This window comes from Ruegeria sp. ANG-R, from assembly GCF_000813985.1.
GTDB lineage: Bacteria > Pseudomonadota > Alphaproteobacteria > Rhodobacterales > Rhodobacteraceae > Ruegeria.
Genome location: NZ_JWLJ01000004.1, coordinates 316,606 through 334,559, shown reverse-complemented (window position 1 = coordinate 334,559; position 17,954 = coordinate 316,606). Strand labels below are relative to the sequence as shown.

Below are 17,954 nucleotides of genomic sequence, written 5' to 3'. Positions count from 1 at the left end.
CCCGCCACCTCCCGCAACGTCGTCCTTGCCTGAGCGAGTCGGTTCAGCAACTCTCGGGCCAGCGCAAAGGATGAAGCCATGCACCCAACGATAAAAAGACTGCAGGACGTTGTCGCAAAGGGCGATGAAAGCCTGATCCATGAATTGCTGGCAGAAGATGTGCGGTTTTCGCCACCCACCTATTATAGCACATGGACCGGGCGCGCGCCCGTTGCGGCGGTTCTGGGTCATGTGAGCCAGGTGTTCTCGGACTTTCGATATCGCCGGATCATGGGCGAGGGCAACGACTGGGCATTGGAGTTTCAATGCAAAGTCGGTGAGTTGGACGCGATTGGCGTTGATTTGATCACTTTGAACCAGGACGGGCTGGTCCAGGAATTCGAGGTCGTCATGCGTCCCTACAAGACAGTTGGCGCTTTGCGCGAAGCCATGATGGCGCGGGTCATGAAAGATGCCCGGTTTCTGAAGTTCAAAGACGCGCTGAGCTGACGATGCCTTCTCCGGTCGGTGCTGATCAAATTCTGCGGGTTCCGCTGCTGCCCATACTCGCCTTTCAAGGCCTCTCGGTTCGCCGCAACGCACAGTTCCTGCCGGAACCAATAGGCCCCCGCGAGGGACGTGAGGGGCGCGGGCCGCGCCTGCGACTGCTGATCGCCGGAGACAGCTCGGCCGCAGGGGTTGGCGCGGGCACCCAAAGGCAAGCCCTGTCGGGCCAATTGGTCAGCCGGTTAGCAAAACACTACACCGTTGAATGGAGGTTGGAGGCAACCACCGGGCATACAACGCAAGACGCGATCCATCGGCTGCAGGCGTTGCCTGCGCAGTTTGATGTGGTCGTAACCGCGCTTGGTGTTAATGATGTAACCCGTGCCGTGCACAGACAACGTTTTGAAACACAGCAGAGGCAGTTGCTAAACCTGCTGACCGGTCCGATGGGGGCGCGGAAAGTGATTGTAACCGCAGTGCCGCAGATGGCCCGGTTCCCCGCGTTGCCGCAACCCCTGGCCTGGGTTCTGGGGCAGCAGGCTGCTCGGCTGGATCGTGGCCTGCAGACGGCAGCTGCGGGGTTCCCTCAAGCAAAGCATCTCGCTCTGAATTTACCGGATGACCCGGCCCTTGCCGCTCCGGATGGCTACCATCCGAGCCCCAAAACCTACGCGCTCTGGGCCGAAGAGCTCGCCCGGCTCATTCGTCAGGCCTGAGATCGCATCTGCCGGATCATCGGAATCGAGTACACGACCAGCCCCGCCCATATCAGCGGGAATGCGATCATTCTTGCCTGATCGATACGCTCTCCGAACAGGGTTATTGCGGTGATGAAGATCATCGTGGGCGCAATATATTGCAGGATACCCATGGTGGACAGACGCACCAGCTTGGCCCCGTTGGCATAGATCAGCAAAGGCACTGCGGTGACGATACCTGCACCCGCAAGCAGCATAGTGTCGGTTGCAATCCCTCCAAAATGCCCGGTTCCGTTCGCCCCAAGCCAGGTTACGTAGGCCAGAGCCGGAATCAGCAAGATCAGGACTTCAAGCAGGAAACCCTGATTGGGTCCGATCGGAAGTGAGCGTTTGAAGAATGCATAGAATCCCCAACTGACCATCAGACCCAAAGCGGCCCAGGGCAGCCTTCCGGCCTGAAACACCAGAACCAGTACGCCCAGAGCCGCCAACCCGACCGCGACCAGTTGAGTCCGATTCAGCGGCTCGCGCAGCAACATCGCGCCCAGCGTAATACTGAACAAAGGATTGATGTAATACCCCAACGCCGCATCCAGCGCGTGACCCGTTGAAATCGCCCAGACGTAAATCGCCCAGTTCACTGAAATCAACGCCGCCGTCAGCGCCGCCATCCCCAGCATTTTTGGGGCGCGCAGCGCGGCTTTCAGATCGCCGGTCCGCCCGAGCGCGATCAGCAGTACCCCGGCCACCGGGACCGACCAGATCACCCGATGCGCCACGATCTCGATGGGGCCGATATGCTCCATCGCCTTCATATAAAGCGGCAGGAAACCCCAGAGGACATATGCTGTCACAGCCAGTACAAGCCCTTTGGGCGTATCCGAGTTATTGGGTGGTACGGGGGTGTCTGCCAAGGCGGGTCTCCGACTGATACCTTGTATCTCTACGGCAAATCAGACGGGCTTGGGAACCTCGAAAACTGTGAAGCAGGCCATCAGGAATTCTGATACGTCGCGCCTGTTTCAGAAAGCCTGAAAAATGAGCCGGGGCGCCGCAGCGCCCCGGCAATTTGATTATACTTTGACGCGATCGGACTTTGGATCATACATCGGTTTCAGCGATGCCTCAGCTTTCACTTTCACGCCGCACACATCGATCTCATAAGTCGAAGCCAGCACATCGGCGGCTTTTTCACCTTCGCAGGGCACATATCCCAGACCAATGGCACCGCCCAACGTGTGGCCATAGTTGCCCGAGCTCAGATAACCCACATATTCCCCGTCTCGCACAATCGGCTCATTGTGGAACAGCAGCGGTTCGGGATCGCTCAGCTTGAATTGCACCAAACGGTTCTTCGGGCCGTTCTCCTTGCGCGCAATCACCGCCTCTCGACCGATGAAATCGCAGCCCTTGTCAACTTTGACGGCAAAACCCAATCCGGCGTCGACCACATGGTCTTCGCACGTAATGTCATGACCGAAATGCCGAAAACCCTTTTCGATGCGGCAACTGTCCATCATGTGCATACCGCAGAGTTTCAGACCCATGTCCTGCCCGGCATCGTGCAGAGTTTCAAAGACATGGCCCGCCATGTCGGAAGACACATAAATCTCCCACCCAAGCTCGCCCACATACGTCACTCGGTGGGCGCGGGCGAGGCCCATGCCGATCTCGATGTCCTGCGCAGTGCCAAAGGGATTTGCCGCATTCGAAAAGTCGTTGGGCGATACCTTTTCCAGCAACGCGCGGGAATTGGGGCCCATTACGGCCAGCACACCTTCGCCAGCGGTCACGTCGGTGATCACCACGCGAAAGTCACCCGCGTTACGCTGCATCCAGGTTTGATCAGCCAGACGCGTCGCTGCTGGTGTGACAACCAGATAGGCGGTTTCGGACAGGCGCGTGACGGTGACGTCAGCCTCGATCCCGCCAGTACGGTTCAGGAACTGGGTATAGACGATCTTGCCATTGGGCACCGAATAATCACCGCCGCCAACATAGTTCATGAACGCTTCGGCATCTGGACCTTCGACACGGATCTTGCCAAATGAAGACATGTCGTACATGCCTACATTCTCGCGCACCGCACGGTGTTCAGCGGCCGAGTTTTCGAACCAGTTCTGCCGTTTCCAGCTGTACTGGTATTCACGTTCCTGCCCTTCACCCGCAAACCAGTTGGCACGTTCCCACCCGGCCAGTTCGCCCATCACCGCTCCCTGTTCCAGAAGGTGATGATGGAACGGCGTCCGGCGGACGCCACGCGCGGTGGCCTTCTGGCGATAGGGATAGTGGTCGGCATAAAGCAGGCCCAGCGTCTCTTTCGAGCGTTCGAACAAGTACTGTTTGTTGCCCTGGAACGGCTGCATCCGGCTGACATCAACATCGCCCAGATCGAATGGTTTTTCGCCCGAATCCATCCATTCGGCCAGCGCCATGCCAGCCCCGCCCGCCGACTGGATACCGATCGAGTTGAACCCTGCCGCAACCCAGACATTGTCCATCTCGGGCGCAAGACCCAGATGATAGGCATCATCCGGCGTGAAGGATTCGGGGCCATTGAAGAACGTGTGTATCCCGGCCTCGGCCAACATCGGCATCCGATTGCAGGCGGCTTCGAGGATCGGTTCGAAATGATCGAAATCCTCGGGCAGCTGATCGAATTCGAAACTGTCGGGAATGCCATTCATGGCCCAGGGTTTTGCGTTCGGCTCAAAGGCGCCCAGCAAGATTTTTCCTGCGTCTTCCTTGTAGTAGGCACATTCGTCCGGGACGCGCAGCACCGGCAGTTGGGTCAGACCATCGATCCCTTCGGTGACGATGTAGAAATGCTCGCAGGCATGAAGCGGAACGTTCACACCTGCCATCTTGCCAACTTCGTGACCCCACATCCCGGCGCAGTTCACCACCATGTCGCATTCGATATGGCCCGAGGCGCTGCCATCGTCCGCAACCCAGTCCACGCCGGTGACCTTGCGACCCTGCTTGACGACATCGGTGACCTTCACTCGTTCCTTGACGGTCCCACCGCGCTGACGCGCACCTTTTGCCAAGGCCAGCGCAATGTTCGCCGGATCACCCTGCCCGTCGAGCGGCAGGTACACCGCGCCCCTGACCCCTTCAAGGTTCAGATGGGGATACAACTCCTGCACCCGGTCATTGTCGATTTCTTCGACCTCGACCCCGAAAGCACGGGCCATGGCCGCCTGGCGATATATTTCTTCCTTGCGCTCCTCGGTCAGGGCGACTGTGATCGACCCGCAGCGCTTGAAACCCGTGGCCACTCCGGTCTCTTCCTCAAGCGCGCCATAAAGCTCCTGGCTGTACTTGGCCAGCTTGGTCATGTTTGCCGTCGCGCGCAGCTGTGCGATCAGGCCCGCCGCGTGCCATGTCGTACCACTGGTCAGTTGCTTGCGCTCCAGCAGCACCACATCGGTCCAACCTTTCTTGGTCAGATGATACGCGACCGAGCATCCGATGACGCCGCCGCCGATAATGACCACACGGGCCTTGGTGGGAAGATCAACCATCCTGATGTCTCCGCTATCTCAGGTTTTGGGCAAATTGCCACGAAGGATCGACAAAAAATACGCCAAAAGCGTCAACGAAATTGCAAAAATCACCTATATTCAGCGCGCCTTTTCTTACGCCTCAGAACAAATGGCGTGATACCGAAGAAGCTCTTGTAAACCGACGAGAACCCGTTTGGAAAACCGCACACCAAACCGATTTCCCGCACGCTCATGGTTGTGTTCAGAAGCAGATTGTTGGCTTTGGCCAATCGCATTTCTCGATAGAATCCGTTTGGCGTGGTCCCGAAGATCGCCTTGAATTTACGCTCAAGCGATCGGTTCGACACGTGCAACATGTCCACGATCCGATTGATCGGCAGAGGTTCCTCGATATTCGCCTGCATCAACTTGATACACTGATCCAGCTTTTCATCACCCGTTGCGGTCGTGCGGGCACCCGAGAAGGGTTGCATGGACGAGAAATCCCGGATGTTCTCATGCAACATGATGTCGGCAACCGTCATCTTGGCGGCTCCCGAGATATGCCGCCCGATCACAGCGAGCGCGATATCCGTCGTCGCCTCCATGCCTGCGCAGGTCACCACCGAGCCCTGTTCGGTCGCAATTGAAAGCTTCGCCTCGAACCGGGCGCCCCGCTCACGCAGGAACGACGCGTTTTCCCAATGGGTTGCCAGATGGCTGGCACCGTTTTCATCGATATACCTGCTGGCTGCTTCCGCCAGCAAAAAGACCTGCGCGCCTCGAAACGTATAATCTGACACCGCACGTCCAAGGGAAAGCTCTGGCTGGTCGGGGTCTGAGTTCCCGATCACAAACAGATAATCCGCATCGGGTTGCGACGGGATGGTTTCGGTCGATACCGTCGCGCCGCTGCTGCTTTCGACCGGCCCTCCTTTTCGCGACCGATATGTGAATGTGAACGGAGGATGCGCGCACACCCTGTTGGCCAAGCGCAATACCTCGACCAGCGAGGCCAGCTCGAGCAGGACAAAACCGGGTGCAACCAGAATATCAAAGTGGTGCGGGCTGCGATCTTTCTGCGCTTCAGATTTGGTCCGGACCGACATCTGGGCCCTCAAACTATGGTGTGCCCGGCCTCGCTTAGCCTATCAGCGAGGGCCTTGATATGATCCGGTCCGACTTCGCAGCAACCTCCAACGATTGTTGCTCCCTGAGCCACCCAGCCCATAGCGTGCCGAGCATAGGCGTCGGGACCAAGATCAAGGCGGCTTTGCAGCGCATCAACCGTCGGAGCATCTTGCAAAAACCCGTCCGTGATTCCGGTAAAACCATTGGCATATGCACCAAACGGGCGATCCAGCGTGGCGATGATATCCAGCGCCGCCGGGATCGCTTCGGGCCGGGCGCAATTGATAAGCACCGCCTCGGGGGCAAATCGTGCGACAAGCGGGGCGATGCCTGTCAACGCTTCACCCGAACGCAGCCGGGTCCCGTCTTCGTCCATGACAGACAGGGCCAGCCAGACGGGTTTGCCACAATTCTCGGTCCCGCGCAGCGCGCCTTCGGCCTCCTGCACTGAAGACACCGTTTCGATCAGAAACAGATCAACCCGGTTTGCCATCATCCGAACCAACTCGGCGAATTTCTCCGCCGCGTCTGACGGGTCAGGGTTCAGGTCGGGCCTGTAAGACGCCAGCAGCGGGCCGAGGGAACCGGCAATACGCCCGCCAGTGCATCGACAGGCCTGTTCGGCTTGCGACAGAGCGGCATCGATCAGTGCAGGCATCTGATCTTCGATCCCCTCACGGACCAGGCGCGAGCGATGGATGGCGTAGGTGTTGGTCGTAGCGATCGTTGCACCGCTGCGGAAATAGGCGGCGTGGACCTCGGCCACCAGTTCGGGTTTGTCGATCATCACGCGTGTTGACCAGAGCGGCGTCGGCTTGTCGCCGCTCAGCTTCACCAGTTCCTGCCCGATCGAACCATCCAAAAGCGTAATATCAGCCATCTATTCCCTCTTTCACGGCACCAGAACCAGCTTTCCGGGCAAAGTCTTGGACAGAAAATCCTCTTGCGCCGGAACAATGTCGCGCAACGGATAGGTCTTTGAGACCAAGGGCTTGATCCGACCTGCATTCATCAAAGCAACAAGGCGGCCGAAAACACCCGGGGGCTGATAAGTGCATCCATGGATCGTAATATCGCGCAGGTAGATGTCGCGCAGATCGGCGCTGACAATCGGACCCGCAATCGCGCCGGATACGGCATAGTGCCCACCGGGTTTCAGGGCGAGGATAAGTGACGCCCACGCCGGACCGCCAACAACGTCGATGACAACATCGAACATGTCCTCGGGCAATGCTGCGTCTCGGTCAAACGTCCCGATCGCGCCTTGTGACTTGACCACATCGGCCTTGGCGGTGCCGGTCACGCCCCACACTTCAGCCCCTCGAAGCGTCGCGAGCTGGACAGCCGCAAGGCCCACACCGCCCGAAGCTCCGGTGATCAAAACCTTATGCCCAGCTGTGACCGCGGCACGGGTCAGCAGGTTTTCAGCCGTGCCAAAGGCGCAGGGAATTGCGGCTATTTCAACGTCTGACAGAGGCGAGTCGGTCACGTCATAAAGATCATTGCTTTCGACCAGACAGTACTGTGCAAACGCTCCGTCGATTTCTGAGCCAAGCGCGATAAATCCATGCGGCCTGCCCGGCCCCGGGCGTGGCAAGTTGATAGGACAGGTTACGCGATGGCCCGGCTTGAACGCCGCCCCCGGTCCAACCTCTTCGATGATGCCACACAGATCACCACCTTGAATGCGGGGAAAATTCAGGGCCCCGCCCCAACCACCTGCTTCGACCTGCTGATCCACGGCATCCGTCGCCTCGGTAACATCCGACGAATACCAGCCGATCCGCGTGTTGATGTCGGTATTATTCACCCCGGCAGCGGCGACGCGCACCAGAACCTGCCCCGGGCCGGGTGTTGGAACGGGGATGTTGTCCCGCCATTCCAACACCTCGGGTCCACCGTGGCCAGTCAGATATACGCCTTGCATCTGCCGGGTCATTTACGTGCCTTTCTTTTACGTCCCTCAGGCCCTCAACCGTTCATTCGCAGGGTCCCAAAGCGGTTGGTCTTCCTGCACAACAGCACGGCATTTTTGACCGTAGATTTCAACCTCAAGCTCAGTCCCCGGCGCGGCCTGATCTGCACGCACCATGCCCAGCGCGACCGAGGCACCGATACGATACCCCCACGCACCTGAGGTGGTTTCACCCACGATCTCATCCCCGCTCCAGATACACGACATGTAGGGCGCATCGACCTCGCCCGCGTCCACGATCAGCGTGACAAAGGACTTTTTGACACCTTGCTGCTTTTCGTTCTGAATGGCCGCTTTACCAACAAAATCCTGCGGCTTGTCGAGTTTGACGAAACGCCCCAGACCACCTTCGAGCAATGAATAATCCGTGCTTAGGTCACCTTTCCACGCGCGATAGCCTTTCTCGATCCGCAGAGAGTTCAGCGCATACATGCCAAAGGGTTTCGCTCCGGCAGCCAGCACGGCTTCGTAGATGGTAGGCATCGCGTCGTTCTCGGCGTGGATTTCCCAGCCTAGCTCGCCTGCAAAAGAGACGCGGATCAGGAAGGCATCCTGACCGGCGACGGTGGCAAATTGATGGGTCAGCCAACCCTGCTGCAGATCCGCATCCGTAATGCCGGACAAGACATTCCGCGACATCGGTCCGGTCACGATCAGCGTATCGCGCTCGGTAGTGGTTTCGCGAACGGTCACACCATCGGGCACCGAATTACGGATCAAATCGCCATCGTGCCATTGCGCCGTAGCGGCGGTGATCAGGACGAAGTTGTTCTCGGCCAGACGGATACAGGACAGTTCGGTCAGAATGCGCCCTCTTTCATCCGAGACATAGATCAGGTTCATGCGCCCGGCTTTGGGGATGCCTCCGGTGCAGAAGCCGCGCAGCCAGTCGTCTGCGCCCTCGCCTTGAATCCAGAACCGTGAGAAGCCCGGCAGATCCAGCACACCGCAGTGATCGCGCACGGCTTCGCACTCTTCTTTGACCCGCTGTTCCCAAGGACCTGAACGTCCCCAGGTATGGGTGGCTTCCAGTGAAGTGTCGTCGCCGGGTTGCGCGAACCAGTTGGCGCGTTCCCAGCCGTTATAGACCCCCATGACGCCGCCCAGTTCCTTGACCTTGGCATGAACGGGCGAGACCTTCTTGTCGCGCGCAGCGGGCCATTCGTGATGGGGGAAATGCATGGCGTATTCGTTGCCATAGACTTCCATGCCTTTCTGGTTGCAGTAATCCTGATCGGTGTAGTCGGTGTAACGACGTGGATCGACGGCCCACATGTCCCATTCGGTGTGACCGTCGACGATCCATTCGGCCAGCACCTTGCCAGCGCCGCCACCCTGGGCGATGCCAAAGGTGAAGGTATGAGCCTCGAACGCGTTTGACACACCCGGCATCGGGCCAATCAGAGGCAAGCCGTCCGGCGCATAGGGGATTGGGCCATTGATGACGCGACCAACGCCCGAAGTGGCCATCAGCGGCACCCGCTCCATCGCATCTGTGACGATATCTTCGATGCGGTCCAGATCGTCGTTCCACAGTTGGAAGCTGAAATCCTCGGGCATCGGATCATCCTCGGTCATCCAGTGGCCCTTGCAGTTGGGCTCGTAGGGACCAAGGTTGAAGCCGTTCTTTTCCTGCCGCAGATAGTAGGAAATATCCACGTCACGTAGCAAAGGCAGCTTGCCGCCGCTTTCTTTCGACCAAGCTTCAATCTCGGGGATTTCGTCAGTCAACAGGTACTGGTGGCTCATCACCATCGCGGGCACGGTGCGACCGCCGAAAGGTTTGAACCATTCCCCTACGCGCTGGGCATAGTAACCAGCGGCGTTCACCACATAGTCACAGGCAATGTCACCCTTTTCGGTATGCACGGTCCAAGTGCCGTCATCATGCTGGGTCACACCTGTTGCCGGGCAGAAGCGGATGATCTTCTGCCCCATATCCCGCGCGCCTTTGGCCAGAGCCTGGGTCAGCTGTGCCGGATCGATGTCGCCATCGGTCGGGTCATAGAGCACGCCTTCAAGATCATGAGTCTCAAGGAAGGGATAGCGTTCCTTGGCCTCTTCCGGCGTCCACATCTCCATCGGGATGCCTTGATAGCGACCCATGGACATGGCGCGCTCGAACTCCTGCATCCGCTCCTTGCTGTGCGCCAGACGGATCGACCCAGAAACGTGGTAGTTCATCGGATAGTCGACCTCATCCGCGAGGCGCGAATACAACTCGGTCGAATAGCGCTGCATGTTCATGATCGCCCACGAAGTGGAAAACGTCGGCACGTTGCCCGCTGCGTGCCATGTCGAGCCTGCGGTCAGTTCGTTCTTTTCCAGCAGAACACAATCGGTCCAGCCCTTCTTGGCCAGATGATACAGCGATGAACAGCCCACAACGCCACCGCCGATGATGACCACGCGGGCCTTGGTTGGAAAATCACTCATGTGTTTGGTTCCCTATTAGTGAGCCCGCTGGGGCAGGTCGTCTTTGATGTCATAGTAATCGCCCTTGTCCGCCACGAAGATGTGCTGGGCGAGTTTCAACCCGGTCGGCTCATCCAAAGAGCCCACGGAAATTGCGATCGTATCCTCGTCATTGTGCTGCCAGAAGAGGAACGAGCCACAAGCGCGGCAGAAGCCGCGCTTGGCAATGTCAGAGGCGCGATACCAGCCCAGCGTTTCGCTGGCGATAAAGTTGAGATTGTCCTGATGCGTGACGGTCGAGGCCCACAAATGCCCCGACTGTTTGCGGCACTGCCCGCAATGGCAGGCATTTGGTGGCGTGAGGTCTCCGTCAACAACAAAAGCGACCGCGCCGCAAAGGCAGGAACCGGTATGCATGTCTTTATCCCCTCGCTGTCGGCGTAGAGCTGGCCCCCAGCAAAACGCCATAGATGATGAAACAGGTCGCCATCACGCGGCGTACCCAGATATTGAACACCGCCCCCAGTGCGGCCTTGCCCATCAGCGCCCCCAGCAAGGTGAACCCGGTATAACTGAGTGTCGTGATGACCAGTGCCGTCGGCATGATCACAGCCATCTGCTGCCAGATGGGTACATCCAGCTGCACAAATTGCGAAAACGCCGCGAGGTATCCGGCGACGCTTTTGGGGTTGATTGTGGCGACAGCCAACGCGTGGAAATAAACATGCCGCGCCGGACGCTCGGACGCCGGGGCTGGTTTCGCCGCGTTCATCCAGCCGCGAACGCCCATCCAGATCAGAAACCCGGCCCCGATGAGTTTGGCGACAAAGAATCCTGTTGGCGACGCCGCAATCAACGCAGTGATCCCCATTGCCGAAAGGATCAGAAATGCGCTTGCTTGTGTCAGAATGGCAAGCACTCCCAGCATAGCTTTTGGGAATGGCAGACTCATCCCGTTAGAGATGCAATTGACCGCATTCGGCCCCGGGGTGGTCACAAACACCACCCAGAACAGAGCGAATATGGTCCAGGCCTCAAAACTCATCAGTACACCGGCGGGGCGATGACCCAGATGGCCACGGCGGGTTCGTCAAACGGGTTGGACCATGTGTAGGGTTCGTGCTTGATCCGAAAACTATCGCCGGGGCCGACCTGAAAGCTGCGCGTACCGATCGTCAACTCCAGTCGGCCCGAAACCATGTACCCAACTTCCTGCGTCGGGCGGTTGGCCGGAGTCTGCATCCGGGAATGCGGCTCGAAGGTCGAGTGCACCATTTCGAAATCATCGGTCAGATCAGGCGAGAGGAGTTCCTCGATCAATCCCTCTTCACCTGAGCCCATCGGACGACGCGACCCGGCGCGTACGACATATCCCTGCTCATCCGCTGGGGCTGCAGAATGAGCAAACAGCATCGACATCGGCACACCCAGACATTCGGCAATCTGACGCAGATCCGAGATCGACGGCTCGGACATGTCGCGCTCGACCTGACTAAGCCAACCGACGGATCGATCCAATCGGTTGGCGATCTCGGTCAGCGTCAGCCCACGGGCCTTACGCAGAGCGCGCAGGTCGGCACCGAGCGATGCGCTGTGAGGGGCCTGACTGTTCAATATCTTCTCCGACTCGACGTGAAAAATGGTCTTCTTTTTTCACGGTGCATCGAATCGATGAAATTTCCAAGCATTTTTTCACTTGGGTGCGCAAATCAGATTGGCTATGCACGACCCATGTGGATTGCCGTGATCTATCTATGAGCCATCAACGCCCTGACTTTGCTGGCCTTTGGCTGGGACAAGCTGCGTGCACGCCGAAAAAAACGGCGCGTTCCTGAACGACGTTTGTTGTGGCTGGCAGCCATTGGCGGCAGCTTGGCCGCATTATTAGGGCGCTGGATATTCGGACATAAGACGCGCAAGCGCGGGTTCTCGGCGTGGCTGTATGCAATCACTGCGGTTCAGGCCGCGCTTTGTTATCTGATTGTTTCCCGCGATCTCGGGACGCTGTTGCGATAAGAGCAAAACGTCTAGCGCGCAAATACATCCGCGAGGATGGAGCCAAGCGCAGCGGCATCTTCCTCACGAAACGCATCAGGCTGGTCACTGTCGATGTCAAACACCGCGATGACGTTCCCACCGGAGTCGCGCACCGGCAAAACCAATTCGGACCGGGTGGATGACGCGCAGGCGATATGATCGGGGAATGTCTCAACATCCGCGACCAACTGTACCTGCCCCGTCCGGGCCGCCGCGCCACAGACGCCGCGGCTGAACGGGATCACAAGGCAGCCATGCCCCCCTTGATAGGGTCCGATTTTCAACACCTCGGGTTCGGTCACACGATAAAACCCCGTCCAGTCGAAGCGCTCGTCGGAATGATGCACTTCACAGGCAACCGTTGCCATCAGCGCGACCTCGTCGGTTTCACCTTCGGTCAAAGCGGCAATCGTTTTGGCAAGCGTGTCGTAGTTGGCTGTCATAGTGGTAGACCTTGCATTCGGAGAACTGCGGGCGTTGCCGCCAATTCCCCGAGTATTTGCAAAAAGATGAAGCGTCAAACCCGTTCTATTGCAATGGCCGTGCCCTCTCCGCCCCCGATGCAGATTGCCGCGACACCGCGTTTGAGGTTCCGCTTTTCCAGCGCGTTCAGCAGAGTGACCATGATCCGGGCACCGGACGCGCCAATCGGATGACCCAGAGCACATGCCCCGCCATTCACGTTCACGATATCGCGGGACAATCCCATTTCGTGCATGAACGCCATCGGCACGACAGCAAAGGCTTCGTTGACCTCCCACAGGTCCACATCCTCTTTCCTCCAGCCGATACGTTCCAGCAGTTTCTGCACGGCCGGAACCGGAGCGGTGGTGAACAGCCCCGGCGCTTGCGCGTGGCTGGCATGACCGAGAATGCGCGCGCGGACGGTCAGGTTTTGCTGCTCGGCCACCTCTGCCGACGCAAGGACGAGCGCAGCGGCGCCATCCGAGATTGAAGAGGAGTTGGCCGCCGTTACGGTCCCGCCCTTGCGGAAAGCCGGTTTCAGCGTGGGTATTTTCCCGGGCCGTGCCGATTTCGGCTGCTCATCCGCGTCCAGCACCATCCCGCCCTTGCGGGTTTGAATCGTGACCGGCGTGATCTCTTTATCGAAAGCGTTGTTTTCCTGCGCGGATAGTGCATTTGAAAGTGATCGCAGCGCGTATTCGTCCTGAGCCTCACGCGTGAACTGATAGGATTCGGCACAATCCTCGGCGAATGTGCCCATCAGACGCCCTTTGTCATAGGCGTCCTCGAGCCCGTCCAGAAACATGTGATCGACCACCTGCCCATGGCCGATCCGGGCACCGCCGCGCATCTTTGGCAACAGGTAGGGCGCATTGGTCATGCTTTCCATCCCACCGGCGACCATGGTCCGGGCATGACCCAATGCGATCTGGTCGTACGCCATCATCGCGGCCTTCATGCCTGAACCACACATTTTGTTGAGCGTTGTGGCGGGCACCTCTTCCCCCAGACCTGCCGCAAATCCGGCCTGGCGTGCGGGGGCCTGTCCCTGACCTGCGGGCAGAACGCAGCCCATCAGCACCTCATCCACGGTCGCGGTGCCCGCGTCTTCCAGCGCGGCTTTGATCGCGGCACCGCCCAGATCGGCGGCGACAATGCCGTCGAACATACCCTGAAAGCCGCCCATCGGCGTGCGTGCGGCGCCTGCGATCACAACCTCGTTCATCCGAATTCTCCCTATGCTTTCCCGAACATGGATACCGAATGGTAAGAATTACCGTCTAGCGTATTTCTACCATCAAATTGCTATGCGAAGGGCGGTTGAACATGGGGCTCAGTAGCGACCTGACCGGCGAAACACAGATTATTTCCGTTCATTGCGACCGGATTGATGCCGCGATGGCAATTCAATTCAAAGAAGACATGCGCGCGGAGACTCAAACCGACGCGAAACGGGTTGTACTGGATCTGTCAGCGGTGGAGTTTATCGACTCCAGTGGCCTGGGCGCCATTGTCGCCTCAATGAAACAACTGGAAGATGGGCGCCGGCTGGATCTGGCCGGGCTGCGCCCGATCGTCGAAAAAGTGTTCCGCCTGACGCGCATGGACACCGTATTCAGGCTGTTCGCATCGCTGGAAGACGCGCTGAACATTGGCGCGGACTGAAGACCGGCAGGAGTGGATCGCCGTGGGCTCCAATTGCAAACACGACTGTCTGGATCTGAGCTTTCCTGCGACACAGGCCCGGGCCAGCGACGGAATCGCGACATTGAGCGCTCGGCTGGCTGCGCATGGCCTGCCCGAAAGCAAAGCTGACGACGTTAAAATAGCGCTGGCCGAAGCGATCAATAATGTGGTCGAACACGCCTATGCCGGGATCGCCCCGGCCGAGGTTCAGATTGATTGCTGCCTCTGCAAGGATAAACTGGAGATTCGGATCACCGACACCGGCAGCCCAATGCCCGACATGCGCCTGCCAGGTGGCGCCCCGGCGCCGGTCGATACGAGGTTGCAAGATCTTCCCGAGGGCGGTTTTGGCTGGCACCTGATTCGGCAACTGGCGAGCGACATACGGTATGAACGCCGAGATGACGGGAACCTGCTTTGGCTGCAATTCGACTTTAACGAGTTGCCATGACAGGCATCAAATGGCCACAATAACGCCGCGATCGAAACATTGTCGCGCCGCAAACAAAGATCATAAAAAAGGGGTAGCTCAGATAGCTTCCCTCGGCGCCTTGCGTCACAGCCCCCACCCAGTGAACGGCGCCGAGGACCTCTCTCCCCTGATGTTATTGGACAATCCGTCACAGAGCTCTAATGTCTGCGTGCTTGCAGAGGGGAATAATATGCGCGATTTTCACATGCCGGGCCGGTCCGAAGTTCTGGCGACCGAGGGAATGTGCGCGACATCACATCCGCTGGCTGCGAAAACAGCAATCGATATTCTTCAACGGGGCGGCAACGCGATGGACGCCGCCATTGCGGGCGCGGTTCTGCTTGGCATTTGCGAACCGCAGATGACCGGTTTGGGGGGCGATTGCTTTGTTCTGTACAATCGACCCGGGGAACAGACCGTCCGCGCGCTGAACGGTTCGGGTCGCGCCGCAGCGGCCGCCGATGCACATGCGTTGAGAGCGCGCGGTCTGGGCTCTGTGCCCCTGACCAGCCCCGATGCAGTTACAATCCCCGGAGCCGTGGACGCGTTTTGCCATCTGGCGCAGACCGAAGGAAGGCTCGGCCTGGAAACGATTTTGCAGCCGGCCATCCACTATGCTGAGGTCGGCGTTCCAGTGGCTCCTCGCGTCGCTTTTGACTGGATCAACAGTGCGGCAACGCTGCAGGGCGCGGCACGTGATCACTATCTGAGCGATGGCAAACCTCTGACAACCGGTCAGGTTTTCCGAGCGCCAGGTCAGGCGGAAGTTCTGCGCCGCGTAGCGCGGCATGGCCAAGATGCATTCTATTCCGGTGAGGTTGCCGATGACATGCTTGCGGCTTTATCCGATCTGGGAGGGGCGCAAACGTCACATGATTTCGAGATGGTGCAATGTGATGAGACGTTGCCCGTCACGGGAAGCTACGGCGGCATAGAATTGGTCGAACACCCGCCAAACGGTCAGGGTGCGACGGCGATCCTTTTGCTGAATATCCTGAAGCATTTCGATTTGGCCGCTCTGGACCCATGGGGCGCCGAGCGCGTGCATATCGAAGCCGAGGCCAGCAAGCTTGCCTATGATGCGCGCAACCGCTTCATCGCCGACCCCGACCACAGCACCCGAATGGATCATTTTCTTGCCCCGGAGACGGCGGCGAATCTGGCCGCGCTTATCGACCTGAAACGCGCCATGCCAACCGCCGCACCGCTGACCGAGTCCGTTCACAAGGACACCGTCTATATCACGGTGGTCGACCGCGACCGCATGGCGGTTTCGCTGATATATTCTATCTACCACGGGTTTGGCTCGGGCATCGCTTCGAAAAAGTTCGGCATCTTGCTGCAGAATCGTGGGGCTGGGTTCACGCTCGAGCCCGGCCATCCAAATGAGCTGGCTGGCGGCAAACGACCGATGCACACCATCATTCCCGGCATGTTGCGCGACACAGGTCGGATCGCGATGCCCTTTGGCGTCATGGGAGGCGCCTATCAACCGACCGGACATGCTCGACTTGTATCGAACCTGACGGATTTTGGGCTCGAGCTGCAGGAGGCCGTAGATGCCCCTCGCGCGTTTGCGGACGGAGATGTCTTGAAACTCGAGCGCGGCCATTCAGATGCAATAAGGCAACAGTTGTCCGATATGGGGCACACTGTTCAAATACCGGAAACGCCCCTTGGCGGTGCACAGGCTATCCGAATCTGTTCCACCGGTGTTTTGGAAGGGGCGAGTGACCCGCGCAAAGACGGCTGCGCCCTCGGATACTGACATATGTCAGCGTCTCTTCAGAAATCAGTTCAACTGAAAATGCAGCGGATAGGACCCATCCCGAAAAGGACCGAACATATTGGGGATATCCGGATGATCCACAGGCTCTCCTGATTGATCCTCGACCAGATTTTGTTCTGAAACATAAGCAACATAGAAGGACTGGTCGTTCTCAGCCAGCAGATGATAGAACGGCTGATCCTTCAACGGCCGGCTATCTTCGGGGATGGCCTGATACCATTCCTCGGAATTCGAAAATTCCGGATCGACATCAAAAATCACCCCTCGAAAAGGGTGTCTACGGTGTCGAACCACCTGACCCAGGCGGTACTTGGCTTGTGTCTTTAGCATTGTTTCGGCCCCCAAAGCACTTACTACATCTTTTTGGGTGGAAAAGCCAATCATTGAGCCGAAATTCAGGGAAACAGTCTGTGAACCTACTACTAACAGTGTTCGAAATTGTCGCCCCGGTGTTTCTTTTGGCGGGGATTGGATTTGCATGGGTCAAACTCGGGTTCGAATACCGGCTGGAGTTTGTCACGCGGCTGGCAGTGACGCTTGCGGTGCCAAGCCTGATCTTCGTCGCCCTGATGCAGACCGATATACCAGGTGGCGAACTGACCCTGTTCACGTTTGCAGCTATTGCCGCTCATGTCGCGCTCGCGGTTGTGTTTTGGGTCTTCGTGCGCGTCACCGGGATGGAGCAACGCACCTACCTGGCCCCGCTCATCTTTGGAAACACAGGAAATCTGGGCTTGCCTCTGTGCATTTTTGCCTTCGGTCAGGCCGGTCTGGGCTATGCGGTGATTTTTCTGGCGGTGACCGCCCTGTTTTCCTTCACCTACGGGATTTATCTGGTCGCGGGTCGGGGTGCTTTTGGCAAAGTCCTGCGCGAGCCGATGGTTTGGGCCACGCTGCTGGGCGCATTGTTCCTGTGGCGCGGGTGGGAGACACCCCTATTTCTGACCAACACGCTGGATTTGCTAGGCCAGATGGCGATCCCGATGATGCTAATCACCCTGGGCGTTGCAATCGCAAGATTGACAACGCAGAAACTGCAGCAGGCAATATGGCTGGCCCTCTTGAAACTGGTCGTGTGTTTCGGGTTGGGGTGGGCTCTGGCCGTTGTATTTAGACTGGACTCAGTGGCATTCGGAGTGTTGGTTTTGCAGATGTGCACACCTGTCGCCGTCACCTCATATCTGCTGGCAGAACGGTTCAAAGCCGATTCAGATGCGGTTGCGGGGATGGTAATGGTCTCGACGGTGTTGTCCGTAGCGGCACTGCCGCTAATTCTCGCTATTATTCTGTAACGATTGTGATTTCCTCAGGG

The 17,954-nt window shown here is 58.4% G+C and carries 19 protein-coding genes; 7 read left to right on the top strand and 12 right to left on the bottom strand.

Annotation, left to right across the window (positions count from 1 at the left end; translation table 11 throughout):
• Nucleotides 1-78: 78 nt before the first annotated feature.
• Complete coding sequence (locus RA27_RS13500) at nt 79-489, top strand: nuclear transport factor 2 family protein (RefSeq protein ID WP_039539759.1); 411 nt, start codon at nt 79-81, stop codon at nt 487-489.
• A 2-nt stretch (nt 490-491) separates the two neighbouring features.
• A complete protein-coding gene (locus RA27_RS13495) occupies nt 492-1,202 on the top strand; it encodes an SGNH/GDSL hydrolase family protein (protein WP_052265288.1) in 711 nt (236 codons plus the stop codon).
• On the opposite strand, the gene rarD is transcribed toward RA27_RS13495, so the two are convergent.
• From rarD to RA27_RS13450, 9 genes are all read right to left on the bottom strand, one after another.
• Nucleotides 1,193-2,098, bottom strand: a complete 906-nt coding sequence (rarD, locus tag RA27_RS13490) for an EamA family transporter RarD (RefSeq protein ID WP_039539756.1) — start codon at nt 2,096-2,098, stop codon at nt 1,193-1,195. The genes RA27_RS13495 and rarD overlap by 10 nt on opposite strands.
• Nucleotides 2,099-2,257: 159 nt before the next feature.
• On the bottom strand, nt 2,258-4,711 hold the full coding sequence (locus tag RA27_RS13485; RefSeq protein WP_039539755.1) for an FAD-dependent oxidoreductase: 2,454 nt from the start codon (nt 4,709-4,711) through the stop codon (nt 2,258-2,260).
• An 89-nt stretch (nt 4,712-4,800) separates the two neighbouring features.
• Nucleotides 4,801-5,781 (bottom strand): helix-turn-helix domain-containing protein, encoded by a 981-nt coding sequence (locus RA27_RS13480; protein WP_039539753.1) that lies wholly within the window; start codon nt 5,779-5,781, stop codon nt 4,801-4,803.
• An 8-nt stretch (nt 5,782-5,789) separates the two neighbouring features.
• Entirely contained in the window at nt 5,790-6,683 is an 894-nt protein-coding gene (locus RA27_RS13475) for a homocysteine S-methyltransferase family protein (protein WP_039539751.1), read from the bottom strand.
• 12 nt (nt 6,684-6,695) lie between these two features.
• Nucleotides 6,696-7,742 carry an alcohol dehydrogenase family protein gene (locus tag RA27_RS13470; protein ID WP_039539749.1) on the bottom strand — a complete coding sequence of 349 codons (1,047 nt, stop codon included), beginning with the start codon at nt 7,740-7,742 and terminating at the stop codon, nt 6,696-6,698.
• Between the two features lie 24 nt (nt 7,743-7,766).
• The gene (locus tag RA27_RS13465; protein ID WP_039539747.1) at nt 7,767-10,214 is read right to left on the bottom strand and encodes an FAD-dependent oxidoreductase; all 2,448 of its coding nucleotides are present in this window, start codon (nt 10,212-10,214) and stop codon (nt 7,767-7,769) included.
• 15 nt (nt 10,215-10,229) lie between these two features.
• Nucleotides 10,230-10,610 carry a GFA family protein gene (locus RA27_RS13460; protein ID WP_039539745.1) on the bottom strand — a complete coding sequence of 127 codons (381 nt, stop codon included), beginning with the start codon at nt 10,608-10,610 and terminating at the stop codon, nt 10,230-10,232.
• Nucleotides 10,611-10,614: 4 nt separating this feature from the next.
• Nucleotides 10,615-11,238, bottom strand: coding sequence for a LysE family transporter (locus RA27_RS13455; protein ID WP_039539742.1), 624 nt, complete (start codon nt 11,236-11,238; stop codon nt 10,615-10,617).
• Nucleotides 11,238-11,807: an XRE family transcriptional regulator gene (locus RA27_RS13450; protein WP_039539739.1), complete on the bottom strand. Its 570-nt coding sequence runs from the start codon at nt 11,805-11,807 to the stop codon at nt 11,238-11,240. The genes RA27_RS13455 and RA27_RS13450 overlap by 1 nt, the downstream gene beginning before the upstream one ends.
• Before the next feature lie 162 nt (nt 11,808-11,969).
• Between RA27_RS13450 and RA27_RS13445 the strand changes: the two genes are divergently transcribed.
• Nucleotides 11,970-12,209 carry a DUF1294 domain-containing protein gene (locus RA27_RS13445; RefSeq protein ID WP_241484071.1) on the top strand — a complete coding sequence of 80 codons (240 nt, stop codon included), beginning with the start codon at nt 11,970-11,972 and terminating at the stop codon, nt 12,207-12,209.
• Between the two features lie 11 nt (nt 12,210-12,220).
• Here RA27_RS13445 and RA27_RS13440 read toward each other — a convergent pair whose 3' ends face one another.
• Together RA27_RS13440 and RA27_RS13435 are read right to left on the bottom strand one after the other, a co-directional pair.
• Nucleotides 12,221-12,673: a GAF domain-containing protein gene (locus RA27_RS13440; RefSeq protein ID WP_039539737.1), complete on the bottom strand. Its 453-nt coding sequence runs from the start codon at nt 12,671-12,673 to the stop codon at nt 12,221-12,223.
• 74 nt (nt 12,674-12,747) lie between these two features.
• A complete protein-coding gene (locus RA27_RS13435) occupies nt 12,748-13,920 on the bottom strand; it encodes an acetyl-CoA C-acyltransferase (protein WP_039539735.1) in 1,173 nt (390 codons plus the stop codon).
• Nucleotides 13,921-14,021: 101 nt separating this feature from the next.
• Here RA27_RS13435 and RA27_RS13430 point away from each other — a divergent pair, with 101 nt between their 5' ends.
• The 3 genes from RA27_RS13430 (at nt 14,022) to RA27_RS13420 (ending at nt 16,621) form a co-directional block, all read left to right on the top strand.
• Entirely contained in the window at nt 14,022-14,360 is a 339-nt protein-coding gene (locus RA27_RS13430; RefSeq protein WP_039539733.1) for an STAS domain-containing protein, read from the top strand.
• A complete protein-coding gene (locus RA27_RS13425; protein WP_241484070.1) occupies nt 14,347-14,832 on the top strand; it encodes an ATP-binding protein in 486 nt (161 codons plus the stop codon). The genes RA27_RS13430 and RA27_RS13425 overlap by 14 nt, the downstream gene beginning before the upstream one ends.
• A gap of 211 nt (nt 14,833-15,043) precedes the next feature.
• Nucleotides 15,044-16,621, top strand: a complete 1,578-nt coding sequence (locus tag RA27_RS13420) for a gamma-glutamyltransferase family protein (protein ID WP_039539731.1) — start codon at nt 15,044-15,046, stop codon at nt 16,619-16,621.
• Nucleotides 16,622-16,645: 24 nt separating this feature from the next.
• Here the strand turns inward: RA27_RS13420 and hspQ are convergent, their stop codons facing one another.
• On the bottom strand, nt 16,646-16,972 hold the full coding sequence (hspQ, locus tag RA27_RS13415) for a heat shock protein HspQ (RefSeq protein ID WP_039539730.1): 327 nt from the start codon (nt 16,970-16,972) through the stop codon (nt 16,646-16,648).
• Nucleotides 16,973-17,052: 80 nt separating this feature from the next.
• On the opposite strand from hspQ, the gene RA27_RS13410 reads away from it, so the two are divergent.
• Nucleotides 17,053-17,934: an AEC family transporter gene (locus RA27_RS13410; protein WP_039539728.1), complete on the top strand. Its 882-nt coding sequence runs from the start codon at nt 17,053-17,055 to the stop codon at nt 17,932-17,934.
• Nucleotides 17,935-17,954: the final 20 nt, after the last annotated feature.

Coding starts and splice junctions, on each gene's coding strand:
- hspQ (WP_039539730.1), bottom strand. CDS start 16,972: ATGCTAAAGACACAAGCCAAGTACCGCCTGGGTCAGGTGGTTCGACAC.
- RA27_RS13480 (WP_039539753.1), bottom strand. CDS start 5,781: ATGTCGGTCCGGACCAAATCTGAAGCGCAGAAAGATCGCAGCCCGCAC.
- RA27_RS13435 (WP_039539735.1), bottom strand. CDS start 13,920: ATGAACGAGGTTGTGATCGCAGGCGCCGCACGCACGCCGATGGGCGGC.
- RA27_RS13495 (WP_052265288.1), top strand. CDS start 492: ATGCCTTCTCCGGTCGGTGCTGATCAAATTCTGCGGGTTCCGCTGCTG.
- RA27_RS13485 (WP_039539755.1), bottom strand. CDS start 4,711: ATGGTTGATCTTCCCACCAAGGCCCGTGTGGTCATTATCGGCGGCGGC.
- RA27_RS13420 (WP_039539731.1), top strand. CDS start 15,044: ATGCGCGATTTTCACATGCCGGGCCGGTCCGAAGTTCTGGCGACCGAG.
- RA27_RS13460 (WP_039539745.1), bottom strand. CDS start 10,610: ATGCATACCGGTTCCTGCCTTTGCGGCGCGGTCGCTTTTGTTGTTGAC.
- RA27_RS13475 (WP_039539751.1), bottom strand. CDS start 6,683: ATGGCTGATATTACGCTTTTGGATGGTTCGATCGGGCAGGAACTGGTG.
- RA27_RS13500 (WP_039539759.1), top strand. CDS start 79: ATGCACCCAACGATAAAAAGACTGCAGGACGTTGTCGCAAAGGGCGAT.
- RA27_RS13465 (WP_039539747.1), bottom strand. CDS start 10,214: ATGAGTGATTTTCCAACCAAGGCCCGCGTGGTCATCATCGGCGGTGGC.
- RA27_RS13470 (WP_039539749.1), bottom strand. CDS start 7,742: ATGACCCGGCAGATGCAAGGCGTATATCTGACTGGCCACGGTGGACCC.
- RA27_RS13430 (WP_039539733.1), top strand. CDS start 14,022: ATGGGGCTCAGTAGCGACCTGACCGGCGAAACACAGATTATTTCCGTT.
- RA27_RS13455 (WP_039539742.1), bottom strand. CDS start 11,238: ATGAGTTTTGAGGCCTGGACCATATTCGCTCTGTTCTGGGTGGTGTTT.
- RA27_RS13440 (WP_039539737.1), bottom strand. CDS start 12,673: ATGACAGCCAACTACGACACGCTTGCCAAAACGATTGCCGCTTTGACC.